This window comes from Paenibacillus lycopersici (assembly GCF_010119935.1).
In the GTDB taxonomy this organism is placed as follows: Bacteria; Bacillota; Bacilli; order Paenibacillales; family Paenibacillaceae; genus Paenibacillus_Z; species Paenibacillus_Z lycopersici.
In genome coordinates, this window is the sequence record NZ_CP048209.1 from 727,847 (window position 1) to 744,752 (window position 16,906).

General features: G+C 58.5%; 18 protein-coding genes. 11 read left to right on the forward strand and 7 right to left on the reverse strand.

The window, feature by feature from the left end; genetic code table 11:
• Positions 1-110 precede the first annotated feature (110 nt).
• The 3 genes from GXP70_RS03285 to GXP70_RS03295 all read right to left on the reverse strand — a co-directional run bounded on the left by GXP70_RS03285 (position 111) and on the right by GXP70_RS03295 (position 4,274).
• Entirely contained in the window at positions 111-1,757 is a 1,647-nt protein-coding gene (locus tag GXP70_RS03285) for a response regulator transcription factor (protein ID WP_162355145.1), read from the reverse strand.
• Entirely contained in the window at positions 1,747-3,483 is a 1,737-nt protein-coding gene (locus GXP70_RS03290; protein ID WP_162355146.1) for a sensor histidine kinase, read from the reverse strand. Before GXP70_RS03290 ends, GXP70_RS03285 begins: the two co-directional genes overlap by 11 nt.
• A gap of 245 nt (positions 3,484-3,728) precedes the next feature.
• Positions 3,729-4,274 carry a MerR family transcriptional regulator gene (locus GXP70_RS03295; protein WP_162355147.1) on the reverse strand — a complete coding sequence of 182 codons (546 nt, stop codon included), beginning with the start codon at positions 4,272-4,274 and terminating at the stop codon, positions 3,729-3,731.
• A gap of 268 nt (positions 4,275-4,542) precedes the next feature.
• Here GXP70_RS03295 and GXP70_RS30235 point away from each other — a divergent pair, with 268 nt between their 5' ends.
• Together GXP70_RS30235 and GXP70_RS03305 are read left to right on the forward strand one after the other, a co-directional pair.
• The gene (locus GXP70_RS30235; protein ID WP_162355148.1) at positions 4,543-4,719 is read left to right on the forward strand and encodes a nucleotidyltransferase domain-containing protein; all 177 of its coding nucleotides are present in this window, start codon (positions 4,543-4,545) and stop codon (positions 4,717-4,719) included.
• 114 nt (positions 4,720-4,833) lie between these two features.
• Complete coding sequence (locus GXP70_RS03305; protein ID WP_162355149.1) at positions 4,834-5,652, forward strand: class I SAM-dependent methyltransferase; 819 nt, start codon at positions 4,834-4,836, stop codon at positions 5,650-5,652.
• A gap of 134 nt (positions 5,653-5,786) precedes the next feature.
• On the opposite strand, the gene GXP70_RS03310 is transcribed toward GXP70_RS03305, so the two are convergent.
• Positions 5,787-6,722 (reverse strand): prohibitin family protein, encoded by a 936-nt coding sequence (locus GXP70_RS03310; RefSeq protein ID WP_162355150.1) that lies wholly within the window; start codon positions 6,720-6,722, stop codon positions 5,787-5,789.
• Positions 6,723-6,856: 134 nt separating this feature from the next.
• Here GXP70_RS03310 and GXP70_RS03315 point away from each other — a divergent pair, with 134 nt between their 5' ends.
• Positions 6,857-7,117: a DUF6953 family protein gene (locus GXP70_RS03315; RefSeq protein ID WP_162355151.1), complete on the forward strand. Its 261-nt coding sequence runs from the start codon at positions 6,857-6,859 to the stop codon at positions 7,115-7,117.
• A 133-nt stretch (positions 7,118-7,250) separates the two neighbouring features.
• Here GXP70_RS03315 and GXP70_RS03320 read toward each other — a convergent pair whose 3' ends face one another.
• Positions 7,251-7,559, reverse strand: a complete 309-nt coding sequence (locus GXP70_RS03320; RefSeq protein ID WP_162355152.1) for a hypothetical protein — start codon at positions 7,557-7,559, stop codon at positions 7,251-7,253.
• Positions 7,560-7,666: 107 nt separating this feature from the next.
• Here GXP70_RS03320 and GXP70_RS03325 point away from each other — a divergent pair, with 107 nt between their 5' ends.
• From GXP70_RS03325 to GXP70_RS03340, 4 genes are all read left to right on the forward strand, one after another.
• Complete coding sequence (locus tag GXP70_RS03325; protein WP_162355153.1) at positions 7,667-8,371, forward strand: pirin family protein; 705 nt, start codon at positions 7,667-7,669, stop codon at positions 8,369-8,371.
• Between the two features lie 184 nt (positions 8,372-8,555).
• The gene (locus tag GXP70_RS03330; RefSeq protein ID WP_162355154.1) at positions 8,556-8,711 is read left to right on the forward strand and encodes a hypothetical protein; all 156 of its coding nucleotides are present in this window, start codon (positions 8,556-8,558) and stop codon (positions 8,709-8,711) included.
• A 129-nt stretch (positions 8,712-8,840) separates the two neighbouring features.
• A complete protein-coding gene (locus GXP70_RS03335) occupies positions 8,841-9,341 on the forward strand; it encodes a hypothetical protein (RefSeq protein WP_162355155.1) in 501 nt (166 codons plus the stop codon).
• A gap of 229 nt (positions 9,342-9,570) precedes the next feature.
• Positions 9,571-10,779 carry an FAD-dependent oxidoreductase gene (locus GXP70_RS03340; RefSeq protein WP_162355156.1) on the forward strand — a complete coding sequence of 403 codons (1,209 nt, stop codon included), beginning with the start codon at positions 9,571-9,573 and terminating at the stop codon, positions 10,777-10,779.
• Positions 10,780-11,099: 320 nt separating this feature from the next.
• Here the strand turns inward: GXP70_RS03340 and GXP70_RS03345 are convergent, their stop codons facing one another.
• Positions 11,100-11,861 carry a glucose 1-dehydrogenase gene (locus tag GXP70_RS03345; protein ID WP_162355157.1) on the reverse strand — a complete coding sequence of 254 codons (762 nt, stop codon included), beginning with the start codon at positions 11,859-11,861 and terminating at the stop codon, positions 11,100-11,102.
• Positions 11,862-12,016: 155 nt separating this feature from the next.
• On the opposite strand from GXP70_RS03345, the gene GXP70_RS03350 reads away from it, so the two are divergent.
• Entirely contained in the window at positions 12,017-12,622 is a 606-nt protein-coding gene (locus GXP70_RS03350; protein WP_162355158.1) for a TetR/AcrR family transcriptional regulator, read from the forward strand.
• Between the two features lie 188 nt (positions 12,623-12,810).
• On the opposite strand, the gene GXP70_RS03355 is transcribed toward GXP70_RS03350, so the two are convergent.
• Positions 12,811-13,446, reverse strand: a complete 636-nt coding sequence (locus tag GXP70_RS03355; RefSeq protein WP_162355159.1) for a fumarylacetoacetate hydrolase family protein — start codon at positions 13,444-13,446, stop codon at positions 12,811-12,813.
• A 222-nt stretch (positions 13,447-13,668) separates the two neighbouring features.
• Between GXP70_RS03355 and GXP70_RS03360 the strand changes: the two genes are divergently transcribed.
• The 3 genes from GXP70_RS03360 (at position 13,669) to GXP70_RS03370 (ending at position 16,899) form a co-directional block, all read left to right on the forward strand.
• Positions 13,669-15,024, forward strand: coding sequence for an extracellular solute-binding protein (locus tag GXP70_RS03360; protein ID WP_162355160.1), 1,356 nt, complete (start codon positions 13,669-13,671; stop codon positions 15,022-15,024).
• A gap of 142 nt (positions 15,025-15,166) precedes the next feature.
• Positions 15,167-16,057 carry a carbohydrate ABC transporter permease gene (locus GXP70_RS03365; protein WP_162355161.1) on the forward strand — a complete coding sequence of 297 codons (891 nt, stop codon included), beginning with the start codon at positions 15,167-15,169 and terminating at the stop codon, positions 16,055-16,057.
• Between the two features lie 17 nt (positions 16,058-16,074).
• Complete coding sequence (locus GXP70_RS03370; RefSeq protein ID WP_162355162.1) at positions 16,075-16,899, forward strand: carbohydrate ABC transporter permease; 825 nt, start codon at positions 16,075-16,077, stop codon at positions 16,897-16,899.
• The last annotated feature ends 7 nt before the right edge of the window (positions 16,900-16,906 follow it).

Consider the following 16,906-nt stretch of genomic DNA (forward strand, 5'->3'; position numbering starts at 1 on the left):
GTGACCTTGCTAATGCTCCTGTGACTTCTTTCTGGCATGCGATGTTAATTCGCGCGTACGCTGCCCGCCGGGTCGGCGGCAGCCCGCCTCGACGGCCTGCACGCGGCCGCTTATTCCGCGGCGGCCGGCCGGCAGCCGCGCCTGAACTCCTGGGGCGTCAGCCCCGTCGCCTTCTTGAACTGCTTGGCGAAATGCGAGAAGTTGCAGTAACCGACGCCGAGCGCGATGTCGCTGATCTTCGCGTCCGTCTCCGTCAGCTCCTGCTGTGCCTTGCGCATGCGCAGCTCGACCATATACTCCGTGAGCGACAGGCCGGTCTCGCGGCGGAACAAGCGCGAGAGATAGGCCGGATTCAGATGGACATGGCCGGCGATCGCTTCCCGGTTCATCTCCTCGTGCAGGTTCGCCTCCATGAACCGCTTCACTTTGTTCACCGTCACGGAAGCTTCCTTCTCCCGGGTGCCGAAATACGCCGCCGCCCGGCCGAACGATTGCTGCGTCCAGTTCTTCATGGCGGGCAGCGACTTGAACAGCTGCTCGCCGCCGCGCCAGTCGTCGCCCGGGTACAGCTCGTCCACGGACAGGCCGCGCCGCTGCAGCAGCTGGAAGATGGCGTTCACCGCCCCGTAATAATACTGGACCAGATAAGCGTGGTCCGGCTGGTCGCGCTGCAGCAGCCCGAACTGCTCTTCGATGCGCGCTTCCAGCTCCTTGAGCTTGCCGGCCTCCGCGAGCGCGCTCCATTCCTGCGCATTCGGCTGCGGGACGCCGCATTTCTTCGGCAGCGTCTGCTTGCTGTCGGAGCTGCGGAAGACGCCGCCGGTCCGGCCGACGTTCGTCCGTTCCAGCTCCGCCAGCTGCAGAACGGCTTGACGAAGCTCGGCGACGGGCACCGCCTCGCCGATGTAGCAGGAGACGACCGCATAGAGATATTGGCCGCTCTTGCGGATGAACTCCCCGGCGCGCGCCGGCAGCGTCGGCGGCGTCGACGGCTGCCCGGCGTCCGCAAGAGCGGCATCGCCCGGCTCGGGGGCGTACAGCAGCGCGAAGATCAGCCCGCCGTCCTGCACGACATGGCCGGGCCGGCCATCGAGCAGCATCTCCGAGGCGGCGTTCTTGATCGCGTAGGCCATGATTTCCTCGTCGCGCGCGTTCCATTCCACCTTCCATTCCTCGACGCTGACGAGGACGGGGAGGATGTGCTTGCCGGGATCGAGCGGCAGCCCGTACAGGCTGAACATTGCTTCCAGCTCGCGGACGGACGCGGTCCGCCCCTGCAGAATGTCCTGCCACATCCGTTCCACCAGCAGCGGAAGCTGGCGGTTCCACTGGTCGTAATAATAGGCGTAGGTCTGATTGACGGCATCTTCGCGCTCGCGTTCGCGCACCGCGGACAGCGCCCGTACGACGCAGCCCTTCAGCACTTCATGGTCGATCGGCTTCAGCAGATAGTCGAAGCTGGCCAATTGGACGGCCTGCTGGGCGAAGCGGAAGTCGGCATGTCCCGTCAGGAAGATCGTCTCCGTCGCCGGGGAATGCGCGTTGACCCATTCCAGCAGCTGAATGCCGTTCTCCATCGGCATGTCGATATCCGAGATCATCACGTGGACGGGCTGCTCGTTGAAGATCTGTTTGGCCTCTTCGGCATCGATCGCGGTCAGAATCCGGTCGAATGGCAGATCGGACCAGTCGATGCCTTCCACGATGCCGCGGACGGCGATTTCCTCGTCGTCGACGACCAATAAGTTATAGCGCATGTGCATTCTCCTTTTCAGTCGCGACCGTCAGTTCCTTCTCTTCGGCGATGGGCAGAATGACGCGCACGCCGGCGCCGCCGCCGGCCGCGGTATACAAGCGAACGCCGGCCATTCCTTCGTAGCGCAGCCGCAGCCGCTGAATAACGTTCATAATGCCGAGGCCGCCGGAGGCATTCTCCGGGACGGCCGAGGCGTCGCCGTCGTTGACGCGCTTCAGGACCTCCTCGGGGAAGCCCGCCCCGCTGTCCTCGATCGTCAGCAGCAGGAACGCCGCTTGGCCTTCATGGAAGGCATGGCCGCGAATCGTAATGGCGAACGGCTTCCGGTGATTGGCGAAGCCGTGAATGATGGCGTTCTCCACGAACGGCTGTACGGTCAAGGCCGGCAGCGCAAGCGACAGCAGCGACGGAGATACGTCGATATCGCAGGACAGCTTGTTCGGAAACCGGAATTTCTGGATGTCCATATAATTGCCGATATGCTTCAATTCTTCCTCCAGCGTAATCAGGTCGCGGTTGACGCGCATGATGAAGCGGAAGTAATCGGCCAGATGGAGCGACATTTTCTTGACGGAATCGGTATCTTTCAGCGCCGCGTAGTTATAGATGATATTCAGGCTGTTCATGTAGAAATGCGGGTTGATCTGCGCCTGGAGCTGCTTGAGCTCGAATTTCTGGGCGCGCAGCTGCTCCTCGTACATGCCGATCTTCAATTCCTTGATCTGCTTCGCCATCGTATTGAACGCGTTGGCCATGAACACGAATTCGATCGTGTTGTTCGTCTCGAGCCGGACGTCCAGGTTGCCGAACGTCAGCTTCCGCATCCCGCCGATCAGCAGCTGCAGCGGCTTGAACAGCATATGCCGGATGAAGAGCAGGTACAGCGCGAAGATGAACACGAGGCCGAACGTCATGAAATAGGTCGCTTTCTGGTAGAACGGAAGCGCTTGCAAAATATAGCTTTCGGGCACGAGTATGCTCGTCGTGAAATCCGCGTGCGCGCTCGGACGGCTCATGACCAGATAGCGCCGTTTGGTCTGCGGGTCCGTTACGTAGTGGTACGGCTGGTCGTTCTGCAGCGCGCGCTTATCGGCAAGCGGGAACCAGCCGCCGTCGACATCGTCGCCGAGCCGTCTTCCGTCGTTGCTGTAGATCGCGCTCTCTCCGATGTCGCCGTCCTTCCACTGAATGGACAGCTGGTTCACCAGCTCGGAGATGGGGACGATAGCGCCTACATAAATCGCGCTGTTCGGCACTTCCGTCACGTGCACGAGGAAATCCTCGCCCTCCAGGCGGCTGTCGTGCCAGGTTTGCCAGTTGTCCGACTTGTCGGTCGCGGCGCTCTTCACGATGCCCGCTACCCGGTCGGTCAGGAGCGCTTTCAAGCGCGAGTAGGTGCTGGTGGTGCTGAAGAACATGTCGTTGGCGCTGTAGACGAACAACGTATCGACGGGACTGTAGAACACGATATCGCGCTGCAGCTTGTTCTGGATGCGGATTTTGGTCAAGTAATAATAATCGCTTCCGTACGGGAAGGAGGACAGCAAGCCGATGTCGTAATCGAGCACGGCCATCTTGTTGACGTAATTGCTGATTTCGTTCAAGGAGCGGTCCGTCTTGTCGCCGAAAATATCCAGCGTGCTGCGATAGGTCTCGGATACCTTGTCCCGTACGACGTTCTTGGCGTACAGCGTGTTGGCGATCAGGAACGCCACGACCGGCAGCATGACGAGGAAGAAGCTGATAATCAGTTGCGTCTTGATGGATCTTCTCAGTCGGATACGCCTCCTTGAGCTAGCGGATGACTATCGGCGGGCAGGCGGAGGGAGTCATCTCGAAGTCTGCCTGTGCGGATTGTAAAACGAAAACGGCCTAAACGCAAGCATGCCCTTCGGCTTCCCTAAGGGAGCAAAAGGGCGGGCAAGGATATCGCGAACGCAGGCCGGAGATCGGCGGCAGGGGATCGCGGGGGTCAGAACCAGATGAACATCGAACGGAACAGGCCGCGTTTGCGCGGTTTTTCGGCGGCGGGCGCCTTCGGTTCGTTCTTGCGCAGCTCGTCCATGGCGGTGAGCGGATGACGGGTGTACTCGATGGAAGCGGCGATCTGCTCAATCATGCGCCGGAGCTCCTCCAGCTCCTCGCGGTGCTGGCGGATTTGCGCGTTGACGACCTCGTCGGCTTTCTGCTCCAGGCGCTGCTCCACTTGCAGGATGCGCGTCAGCATGTCGTCGTCCGCCGTCCGCAGCAGCTCGGAGCTGGCGGCCGTTTCGAGGAACGCCTCGTCCAGCCGCGGCTGCTCCATGCCCGGCGTCGGCAGCTTGATTTGTTCCATCGTTTCGCCTCGCTCGATGGCGGCCTTGATCAACCCGAGCAGCTCCAGGTCGCGCTCGTTGAACAGATAATGACCGAACCGGTCCTTACGAAAAACAGCCGGATAGTAGGAGGCCCAACGTTTGATCGTCGTCTGACTGACGTTCAGTGCAAGAGCGGCTTCTTTGCTTTTGACAGCTCCCATTGGTTAATCACTCCGCTTTCGTTTGGAATATGTTTAGCTTATTCGGGGCGGGAAAGGCGCCTCCCTGCAAGGGTGACAAAGGTAGTGCCGATTCGCTAAACAAAGTGGTTTTACGCGGTTGCTCGCATGAAAGCCCGTGCGATTTCCGAAGGCGGCGAAGGCGATCTGCATCCGGTTGGAGGAATATGATATTCCATGTGGAATGGATTGAGTAGAGGGGATTGGCGTGCGTTCGCATTCTTCGATGCTGGGTCGGATTCAGCGGTTCATGGAACAGGACTTGCCCGGTCGCGCGAAGGCGGAAACGGCCGTCCTTCGCGGCTCGGATGCAACGGGCAGGGCGACTGAACGAAGCGACGTGGATCTCTGCTGCATCGGCCAGCATCCGTGCAAGCGCTTCGCAGCCTGTGCGCGTACGTTCTCGATCCGCTGGGCGGTTGGATGAAGGAGTCGTGGAAAGCGTAAGTCAGCCGGATGACCATTCGGCAGTCGGACGGTTGGGGCTTAGCAGTGATTCGGCCAAGCAGCAGATGGCCTCGATGGGAGCGTGAAGTTGAAAATGACGGCACGATTATTCGACCCGATGCAGCATCCCGATTGGATTACGCCGCAGAGCGCGGAGTGGCATGCCAACGTAGCTTTGGAGAGCGGGGAATACAACTATCCGTGGCAGTCGGAGTTCGATGAGCCTCGGGCCGAACTCGTCTTCGCGGACCGGATATCCGCCTTCCTGGACGAGAACGCGCAGGTGCTGGACGTCGGCTGCGGCCATGGCGCCTTTACGAAGCGGTTTGCCGGCAAAGCCGGCGAGGTCGTCGGAATCGACGTGAACGAGCGCTATATCGCGACCGCGAACGAAGAGAAGGTCGCGGGAGCGAGCTTTCTCGCGGCGGACGCGGCCGGGCCGCTGCCTTTCCGCGACAATGCCTTCGATGTCGTCTATACGAAGAAGGGGCCGTGGCTGTTCAACAATAGAACGGCGGAGGGACATCGGATCCTGAAGCCCGGCGGCACGGTGCTGGCGTTATATCATTGCGGCACGGACGGCGGACTGCGCCGTCTCTTCCCGGGCTTGTATCAGTCGCTGCCCGACCGCCATCTGGACACGATGAGAGTGCAGTTCGAGCGCCAGCTCTGCGACAGCGGGCTGGCGAAGGTCGAGCTGCAGCTGTTCGACGAGGTCGAATATTTGTCGCGGCCGGAAGACGTGCTGATCAAGAAATGCTTCGGGCAGAAGGAGTCGCTGAAGGCCATCGTCCGGCAGGAATGCCTGAAGCAGGTCGAGGCGATATTCCGCCGGAACCGGACGCCCAGGGGGTTGAAGGTCGTTAACTACCACGCGCTGTTGGTCGCAAGGAAAGAAAGCCGCGCGCATTAACGACCGTGTTCACAGGGCTAGCCTATGCAAAGGCCCAAGTACGGAGAGTTATAGAAACAGGGCAAGCGGCCGCCGCTCTCGCCGCTGCCGCTTGCCCCGCTCGCCTTACTGCCTCGCTTGAATTGCTGTTCCGCTTACTTCTGCGCCGCCGCTTCGTCGTCTGCCGATACGCTATCGTTAGCGCCGCCGGCCGCGTTATTCTCCGTCCCGCCGCCGCTGGCCGCCCGCGAGGACCCCGCGTTCAGCCCGTTAAGATCGATGAACGGCGTCGCGCCGCCCGTGACGCTCGGCAATTTGCCGTCCCACTTCTCCACCGCCTGCTCCTGTACCTCGATCTGCTTCAGCTGGATCAGCTCCGGTGTCACTTCCTGCTTCTTCAGCTTGAGCGACTCTGCGTCCGCTTGAGCCTGCGCTACTTTCTGCTGCGCTTCGATCTGTACGCGCTTCAAGTCGTTCTCGGCCTTGAGCGCCTGCTGCTGGGCGACCTGCTTCGCTTCGATGGATTGGTCGAACGCATCGGAGAACTTGAAATTGACGATATTAATGTCGTTCACGACCAGATCGTATTTCGCCAGGCGCTGCGTCAGGGCATCGCGCACCTCGCCGGCGACGATATCCCGTTTGGCGATCAAGTCCTCCGCGGGATAGCGGGCGGTGACTTCCTTCACGATTTCCTGAATCGCCGGATTGACGATGACGTTGTCGAAGGAGCCGCCGATATTGTTCATCAGCTTGTAGACGGACGACTTGTCGACGGAATAGTTGACCGCGACATGCGTCGATACCGGCTGCAGGTCCTTGGACGAGGCGGACGTGTCGGTCTCCGCTTTCGTCACCTGCACATTGACTTGGATAATGGTCTGCACGAACGGAATTTTGAGATGAATGCCCGGCGAGAGCGCATTGTCGTTCAGTTTGCCGAACGTCTTGTACAGGCCGACATTGCCGTACTGCACGGTCGCGAATGAATTGAAGACGATAAGCAGTCCCACGAGGACCAGCACGGCAACCCAGACGATGCCTCTTACTTGCATTCTTGGCTTCCTGACTTGCGGTTCCACAACTTGCATCGTAACGCCTCCTCTGTCTTGGCCCGGGCCGTGCGGCTTGCGGGCGCGCTTATGAGAATGATACGACATACGGAGGCGAAAGTGGCAACAAATTTTGGTAAACTGGATATTCAACATGATGGAGGTGACGGAATATGGAGCAGGAGCTGCAGGAGCAGCAAGAACAAGCGGTGGAAGAAATCGCGCGGTGGATGCTCGATGAGCTGAAGTCGGCAGGCAAGCTGCATCAGGATCAGGCGGTGTCGCACATTCGGGAGCAATACGGCGATTCGTTCGTCTACGTCAACGAGAACGGAAACGTATCGATCGATAAAGCCGTGAAGAAAAGGTTCAAGAAGCTGCACGGCGGGCGCGCAGCTTGGGAGCGGGACGGCTTCTTCTGGGCTTGGGTATAGCGGTTCGTGCATGCATGCGGTAGGAGCAGGCGGAGGTCGGGAAGGCGCGGCGCGCATCCGGAGGCGGTTGTCCGGCCGGCCGGCGCCGGTCCAACCAGCCTCAGGCCCGGCCAACGTCCGCCCGGCCGAACGGCTAGACGTTGTAGTCGATCCGGCCGTCCGCCCAGATGACGAGCGGTTTCCCCGGGCCGTCGTATTCGACCTCTCCGTGCGTGGAGAAGAACCATGTTTTGCGGTCCGGCGCGTCTTCCGGCACGAAGAAAATATTCAGCTCGTCCCGGCTGCGGCAGACCGCTTCGGCCACGGCCGCATCGGGACAAGCGATGCTGATTTTCCAGCCGTCCCGTCCTTCCGCAGGTTCGATCTCGAACGAAGCGCCGTGCTTCTTGGAATCCAGAAACAGCCGGCCTCCGACGGTATGGCGAATATACAAGTGGTGCATGGAACCCCTCCTTGACAGTTCTAATCGGTCACACTATGATACTTACATAAAGTAAGTGAATAGGCAATGCTTTTAGCGAAAAAGGCTGAAAAAGGAGCGTGCTTCCGATGATTGCGATCTATCCGGCTTCGTCCCGCTTTTCCGGCGATCTGGGCTGGCTTCAATTTAATTTTAGTTTCTCGTTCGCGGATTATCACGATCCCGACAACGTGAGTTTCGGCCCGCTGCGCGTGCTCAACGAAGATTACATCCAGCCGTCGCGCGGCTTCGGCATCCACCCGCACCGCGATATGGAAATCGTGACGGTCGTCATGAAAGGCGAGCTGAAGCACGAAGACAATACGGGGGGCTCGGGCCTTATCCGTCCCGGCGAGGTGCAGCGGATGACGGCGGGCTCGGGCATTCTGCATTCCGAGGTGAACGCGTCCGAGACCGAGGTGGCGAATTTGCTGCAGATGTGGTTCCTGCCGGCATCGAAAGGGCTGACGCCGTCCTACGAGCAGAAGGCTTACGATATGCAGGCGATGAAGAACGCGCTGCTTCCGATCGTATCGAATACGATTCAAGGCGAATCGATGGTGAGCATTCATCAAGATCTGACGATCTATCTGTCCGAGCCCGAGGCCGGCGCGACGGTGACGTACGAAGGCGATGCCGCGCGCAAGCTCTTCCTCTTCGTCATGGCCGGCGAAGTGACGTTGAACGGCGAGCATACGCTCGGGCGAAGCGATTCCGCCCGAATGACGGATGTGGCGCGGCTGAGCGTGCATTCGGCCGAAGGCGCGCGGTTCATGCTCATTGATTTGCCGTAACCGCGAAAGGGTGCTGCCGGATGAATGCCTCCGCGCGAAACGCTTGCCTAGCCTCGCTTTACCGCATCTGAAGCGTTGCCGGGACCGGGATGCCCAATCGGTATGAGCGCTGTTGTATAAGCGGCTTCCTTCCCGCTAACACTGAGACGTAGAACGAACAAACGTACATGAGGAGGAGACGCGGATGGAGTATACGCCTGCGCAATTGGATCGGTTGGTATTGGCAAGGCTGCAGCAATTCGAGCAGGAGCTTCGCGACGAAATGTCGGAGGATATCGTCGTCGTTGCTTATGAGCCGGCGGGCGACAAGGAGCAGGGCATTGGCGATAGCCGCGAATAGGTTGAACGGGCAGAAGGTGCGAACTGTAACAAGTTCGTGCCTTTTTTGCTTCTCCCGGGGCAGGAATCGGCGCCGCTGCCGGCGAATGGAAGGAACGAGAATGGCAATACGAAGGAGCAGAAGCACAACATGCGGCCAAGAATAACGATCCTGGCGCTCGCCGTCCTGTTGACCTGCATGCTGGCGGGCTGCAGCAAGAGCGAAACGCCGATGACGTATATCGACCAAGTCGGATCGACGGATTTGAGCGGGGAGAAGGGCGGGCAAGTCGCGCTAGGCGTCGACGAGAAGGCGCTCGTGGAGCAGATGGGGAAGCCGATCCGGACGCTGAACGACGGCGGGCGGAGCTTTATTTTCATGTACGAGACATATCAGTACACCTCGATCGACAATGTCGTCATGGGCTATATGATCGGACCGGCGTCCGCGACGGCAAAAGGGCTGAAGCTCGGCGACGCCAAGGCGGACGCGGTAAAGCTGTACGGGGACGACTTCTATACGCGGAGCGTTAAGGGAGCGTCGAGCACGATCGGTTATATCGACAAAACCGCCAAGCTCGCGATGGAGATCGAGCTGAAGGACGACCTTGTGAAGAACATCAGCGTGACGATGCTGAGCATGTACGGGTAAGTCCGGCGCGGCATGCCGCTTCGGAAGGCACTCGATTGGAATCATAGTATGCGACGTATGCGATGACAGGCCGCCTCGGTACCGAGGCGGCCTGTTCGGCGTTCATATTCCGTTCATCTTCCGGGGGCATGATAAGGCTGTCGTTAACGAGCGCAGTCATCGCGATAGGATAAACCGGTGTTCATCCATCAATCCAATAACCGATCTTGCATATAAGGAGCTGGTCATTATGACAATAACTACACCAACGCCATCGAACGAAACAACCCGGAAGCAGGGGCGGAAGAACCGCCGCATCGCCATTATCGGCGGCGGACCGGGCGGCTTGACCCTGGCCCTCATTCTGCAGAAGCACGGCATATCGGCTGTCGTGTACGAACGCGAACCGGCCGACGCGAACGGTCAGCGGGGCGGATCGCTCGACATTCATGAAGATTCGGGCCAGCTGGCGCTCAAGGAGGCGGGATTGTACGAGCAGTTCGACGCGATCGCCCGTTACGAGGGCGAGGATTTCCGGCTGACGGACAAAAGCGGGAAGCTGTACATGGACGAGACGGCTGACGAGGAAGAGAAAGGCGGACGTCCGGAAATCGACCGCGGCACGTTGTGCGGGCTGCTCCTGAACGCGCTCGAACCGGACCGCATCCGTTACGGCTTCAAGCTGCTTGAAGCGGTGCCGCTGGCGGACGGCACGCACGAGCTGCGCTTCGAGAACGGGGAACGCGATGTCGTCGACCTCGTCGTCGGCGCCGACGGCGCATTCTCGCGGGTGCGGCCGCTGCTGACGGAGGCGGGCCCCGAATACTCCGGCTTGACCATGATCGAGCTCAACGTGGATGCCGCCGCCCATCCCGGTCTGGCCGCGTTCAACAAGCGGGGCAAAGTGTTCGCCCTCGACGAGGGTCAAGCGATTCTCGCGCAGTTGAACGGGAACGGGAGCATCAAGGTGTATGCGAGCTTCAGAGCCGCGCGCGATTGGCTCGATACGTGCGGGATTCCGTTCGACCGGCCTGCGGAGGCGAAGCGGGCGCTGCTTGAGCGGTTCGGCGATTGGGACGGCATGCTGCGCAATTACATCGCGCTGGCCGAAGACCTGCTGCTGCCGCGGCGGATTTACATGCTCCCGATCGGGCTGCGGTGGGAGCGCAAGCCGGGGGTTACGCTGATCGGCGACGCGGCGCACTTGATGTCGCCTTTCGCGGGGGAAGGCGTGAATTTGGCGATGCGCGACGCGATGGAGCTGGCGCTCGCGATCGTGCGCCACGAGGATATCGATGCGGCTATCGCGGCATACGAGCCGGTCATGTACGCCTATTCTTCCCAATCGGCGGAGGATTCGAACGGAAACTTGAAGCTGATGTTCGGCGATGAAGCCGCTCCGCGGCTGAAGGCTTTGTTCGATCGCCTTCATGCGATGTTCGGGGAGGCGGAGCATTAGGCTGGACTAATAAGACAAGAACAGGAGGCCAGCTGCCGGCAGCTGGCTTTTCTCGTATTGGCGGAGAAGTGTCGGAATGGGCTCAATGTACTGTACCCAGTACACGACATATGCCGGCGACCAATCCATATGCTCCGCGACACCTCAACGCCGAAAAGGCCGGCTAAAGCTAGCCGGCCTTCCTCGCAAATATCCGTATACATATCCGTAGACATATCCGTATATGTATACGGATATGTCTCTGCAATGACGTCGTGTCCCTGAAAGGCGCGGCACCCCAGGCGATGCGAGATTCTACGCGGCCGGGACCCGATTACCGATTAATATGCGCTCCAGCCGCCGTCCGCGGTCACGACGGTGCCGTTCACGAACTTGGCGTCGTCGGAAGCGAGGAATAGAGCGACGCTCGCGATGTATTCCGGTTCGCCGGGAGCGGTGCGCTGAAGTCCCATGCCGACCATCGCTTGCTCAAGGCCGTATGGATCGGGCTGCGATCCGCCGAGGCCGATATTGGTGGCGACGGCGCCCGGGGCGATGGCGTTGCAGCGAATGCCGAGCTTGCCGTATTGGAAGCCGACGTTCTTCGTCATGCCGACGACGGCATGCTTCGATGCCGTATAGGCGAGGCCCGCCCGCGAGCCGAACAGCCCGCCGACCGAAGCCGTGTTGATGATGACGCCTTGTCCTTGCTCCTTCATGATCGGAATCGCCTTGCGGATCGCGCGCATCGGACCGGTCACGTTCACGTCGATGACCCGGTTCCACATGTCGTCGGTCACGGCTTCCGCGCTCATCATCCCGTCCATGACGCCGGCGTTGTTGACGAGAATGTCGAGCTTGCCGAACGATTCGACCGCCGTATCGATCATACGGGCGACGTCTTCTTCCTTCGTGACGTTAGCCGCCACGCCTCGGGCTTGTCCGCCGGCTGCGGCGATTTCTTCGACGACCGCGTCCACGGCGGCTTGCTGGATATCGGCGACGACGACGCTTGCGCCTTCGCGGGCGAACAACAATGCCATGGCTTTGCCCATGCCGGATGCGGCTCCTGTGATGACTGCGCTTTTACCTTGCAATTTCATTCTGAATCATCCTCCCTAGATTGGCGGTCGTTGTAGTGCGAACGTCTTAACGCTTATAATAGTAACAATTCTGCCCTTGTTACAGCTGACACTTCACGACAAAGTGTCGTGTAACCAGGAATTGTCGAATTTGCGCCAAGGTGGAGGAGACAAGGATGACCAAGGTCGCGCACGAATCGGATGCCCGGGCGGTTCGATCCCGCAAACAATTGAAGCACGCGCTCATTGCGCTGCTGTCCGAGAAGCCCTTCAACGAAATCCGGACCAAGGAAATCGCCGAACGCGCCGGGATCAACCGGGTGACGTTCTACGACCATTTCGCGGCGAAGGAGGACCTGCTCGACGAATTGATCGACGAGGTGCTGACCGAGTACGCCGATATTATCGAGAACGCGCCGAGCTCGCTGCAGGCGGATCCGTCCGTCCAGCTCGTGCATACGATCCGGCTGTCCGTCCGGCATATCCAGAAGCACGCGGAATTCTACCGGATCATGCTGCTTACGAGCGGCGTGCCCGATCTGACGAACCGGCTCCATGACCAAATGAACCGCTCGCTCCACTTGTCGTTCGCCCGCTCGAAGGAAGCGACAGCCGACATCGACCACGACCTGTTCATCGCCTGGATCATCGGCGGGGCGATCGGCGTGTACAAATATTGGCTGCAGAGCGGCATGAAACAATCGGAAGAGGAAATTACGAAGCAAATGCTGCGCATTACGCTCGCGTCCCGGCATGTATTCAACGTTCGCCGTTCCGGCTGATTCATTCGGCGTTCGTCCAATTCGCCATTCGGCCGTTCGTTCCCCGTTCGCCGCCGCTATCGCGACCTATACAAGGGGCCGCCCCAACGTCAGAATGACGCCGGGGCGGCCCTTATTTGCGATTCGGCTATTGCGATTTCGGCTATCGCGGCGATTCGGCTATCTCGGCTAGGACAGTGATAGCCGTCTCACCCGAGGTCCACGTACAATGGACCGAACGTCTCTTCCTTGCCGCCGGCAGCAAGCTTCAGCTCCAGCGTATCGCCGTCCGCGAGCGGACCGACGCCGGCCGGGGTGCCGGTGTAGATGACGTCGCCCGCGCCGAGTCCCATGTTCGCGCCGATGAAATCGACCAGCCGCTGCAGCGAGAAGATCATGTCCCGCGGCGAACCGCTTTGCACGGTCTCGTCGTTCTTGACGAGGCTGAACGTCAAGTCCTCGAACGCCGCCGAGCCGACCCACGGCTGGAACGGCGACAGGACGGCGGAACCGACGAACCCTTTGGCCAGCAGCCACGGGTGGCGCTTCTCCTTCAGCTTCGACTGCACGTCGCGCGCGGTCAAGTCGATGCCGAGCGCAATGCCGTCGATGAGCTCGTCCGCCTGCATGCCCGGCTTATACGCCGAGCCGATCCGAACGACGATCTCCAGCTCGTAATGAATCTCCCCGATCGTGCCGGGCAGCGCCAGCTTGCCGGTGGCCGGATGCAGCGCATGCGTCGGCTTGGAGAAGATCATCGGCTCCTCCGGCACGTCGTTGCCAAGCTCCTTCGCGTGCAGCGCGTAATTGCGTCCGACGCAGTAAATATTACGGATGTCTTCCATTGTCGCAATCTCCTTTAGCGGGTTCATGCCCGAAATGATGTCCTTCCTCTATGATAGCATGCCGGGGCGCCAAACTCATTTTTAAGTGCCGCCCCCTTGAAAAAGCAAACCTCCCGCGAGCAATCATCTTAAAAAAGCAAACCTCACTCCTTGAATACGCGCATTGTTGGTAAACGGTTGGTACATGATAATAAGCGTATATTAACCCAAGGGGGATTAAAGATGGTTAAAAAATCTACGAAAACAGTCGCACTTACGTTGACTGCGGCAGCTCTGCTCGTCGGCGCAACGGCATGCGGAAGCAAGAATAACGAGAATAACACGGGCAGCACCAATACGGGCAACGCCGGCACGAATGCCGGCACGAATACGGGCACAAGCGCGAAGAACGTGACGATCACGTTCCAGAACATTTATCCGGATCCGGCGACGCCTTCCTACAAAATGATGCACGAGATCGTGGATCAATACCAGAAAGATCACCCGAACGTGAAGATCGCGCTCGATTCCATGAATACGGATCAACAAAAGCTGAAGCTGAAGACGCAAGCGGCTTCCAACACAGTGCCGGACATCACGATCGTCAACCCGTCCGCTCAATTGCAGCCCTACGTCAAGGTGCTTGCTCCGCTGAACGACATGCTCGATAAGAACGGCTTGAAAGACACGTTCCAAAAAGGCCTGCTCGACTATTACAGCGTCGACGGCAACATCTACGGGGTGCCAGACGGCAACAATATCGAAGTCGTTTATTATAACAAAGATTTGTTCGCACAAGCAGGCATCACAACGACGCCTACGACGTACGACGAATTCCTTGCTGACGTGAAGGCATTGAGAGCGAAAGGCATCACGCCAATTGCCGAAGGCGAGAAAGACTCCTGGACGGGTTCGTTCCTGTTCATGAACATTCTGCTTCGCACGAACGGCGGCCCGGGCTTCCTGCAAGACGTCGTCGACGGCAAGAAAACGTTCAAGGATCCAGCGTTCATCGAAGCTGTAACGGCCATGCAAGATCTGATCCAAGCCAAAGCGTTCGAAGAAGGCGCAACGTCCATCGATTACAACACGGGCGGCAACATCTTCAAAACAGGCAAAGCGGCGATGATGATCATGGGCACGTGGGAAACAGGCGCAGTTGACTCTTCCGTTGTAGGTCCGAAAGTCGGCGTATTCAAATTCCCGACGGTTAACGGCAAAGGCGATCCGGATCAATTCATGCTCGCGCCGGGCTCCGCATTCGCGATCTCCGCGAACAGCAAGCACCTGCAAGAAACGAAGGATTTCCTGAACTACTTCATGACGGAAATGCCGAAGAAGCAATTCGAACTGAAGAACGCGGTCGGCAGCGGTCAAATCATCACGGGCGACTTCAAAGCGGCTGGCTACTCGCAATTGGCGCAAGATCTGCTTGAAATGTTCAAAGGCGTTAAAGGCGGCGACATTTCGTTCGACAACACGATGAAACCGGCCGTAGCGCAAGCTCACCTGAGCAGCATTCAAAACATGTTCGTACAGAAAGTCGATCCGGCGGCAGTAGCGGCCGAGCATCAAGCGGCGTTCGACGCGAATAAATAATAGTGGCAAGCAGCAAGAAGTCGATGGCGGGTGGGGCGTTCAAGAAGCGTCTCCGCCCCCATTTGATTTTCATCATGAAGAAGCCAAGCGCCAGACGCGTTCGTTTCTTCCTATCTTTCTTATGAATCAGGAGGCAACCCCAGTGAATGTTTTAAAAGTACCGGCCCGTACAATCGCCGTATTCGTCCTGCCGTGTCTACTTATTTACATCGGTCTCGTGTTTGTTCCCATCATCGTATCGGTTTACGACAGCACGCTGGATTGGGACGGCATCAATACGGCGAAACATATCGGGATCGATAACTTTAAGACGATGTTCGCGCACGACGCGCACTTCTGGCCGGCTGTCCGACACACCTTGATGTACGCCGTTTTCTCCATGCTTGAAATTCCGATTTGCTTGTTTATCGCGGCCTTGATGAACCGTTATGTCAAGAAAGCGAACACGCTCGTCTCGCTCTACTTCGTGCCTGTCATTCTGTCCACCGTCATCATCGGCCAATTGTGGAAAACGGTCTACAACCCGACGGAAATGGGCGGTATGCTGAACGGCATTCTGACCTCGCTAGGTCTGGACAGCTGGACGCACAACTGGCTCACGGAGCCGAACATCGCAATGTATTGCTTGTATATCGTATCGTTGTGGCAATATTTCGGTTATCACCTGCTCATTCAATTCACGGGCGTGCAGAACATTCCGCAAGAAGTGTACGAGGCTGCCAAGATCGACGGCGCCGAGGGCTTCAAATCCGACTGGTACATCACATATCCGATGGCTGTTCCGATCTTCAAAATTTCTATCGTACTCGCGTTTATCGGCTCTTTGCAGTCGTTCGACCTCGTATGGGTCATGACTGGCGGCGGTCCCGCGCACGCGACGGACACGATTGCGACGCTCATGTACAACAGCTCCTTCACGTCCTATCAATACGGTTACGGAAGCGCGCTTGCTACATTCCTCGTTGTCTTGTGTCTGGTCGTTACGGTCATTATCAACGCCGTGTTCAAAAAAGTCGAAGCGAAGTACAGCTAGAAGGGAGAACGGCAATCATGAAGGCAATTTCCAAATGGGTCGTGTATTTGCTTCTGGCGATCCTCGTTGTTACGCAAATTTATCCATTGTTTTGGCTCGTTCTGTATTCGCTTAAAACGAACGATCAGATTCTCGGCGGCAGCTTCTTCTCGCTGCCGACGACGCCGCAATGGGCTAACTATAAAGCCGCCTACACGAGCGGACATTACTTGCAATATCTTGGCAACAGCGTGCTTGTCACCTGCGTGACGCTGCTGTGCGTCATCGTATTCAGTTCCATGGTCGCCTACGCGATCTCGCGCTTTAAATGGAGATACGGTCCGGTCGTTACGCTCATCTTCTTGATGGGCATGATGATTCCGATGTCGGCGACGCTGCTGCCGCTGATGGTTATCTTCAAAAACATTCACATCCTGGATACGCGTTGGGCGCTTATTCTGCCGTATATCGCGTTCTCGACGCCGATCTCCGTCTTCATTCTGAGCGGCTTCATGCGAGGAATTCCGGCTGAGATCGAAGAGTCGGCGTTCATGGATGGCGCTAGCGTCTACCGGATCTTCCGCAGCATTATCCTGCCGGTTTCGGTGCCGCCGATCATGACGGTCATCATCCTGACGTTCATTACGATCTGGAACGAGTATATTATGGCCGCGACGTTTATTTCGTCGGAGAAGTTGAAAACTTTGCCGTTCGGCATATATACTTTTGTCAGCCAGTACAATGTGAACTACGGCGCAATCGGCGCATTCCTGATTCTCGGCGCTTTGCCGGTGCTGCTCGTGTACTTCGTCCTTTCCGAACGCATCACGAAAGGCATGGTAGCGGGCGCGGTCAAAGGGTAAGCGCGTA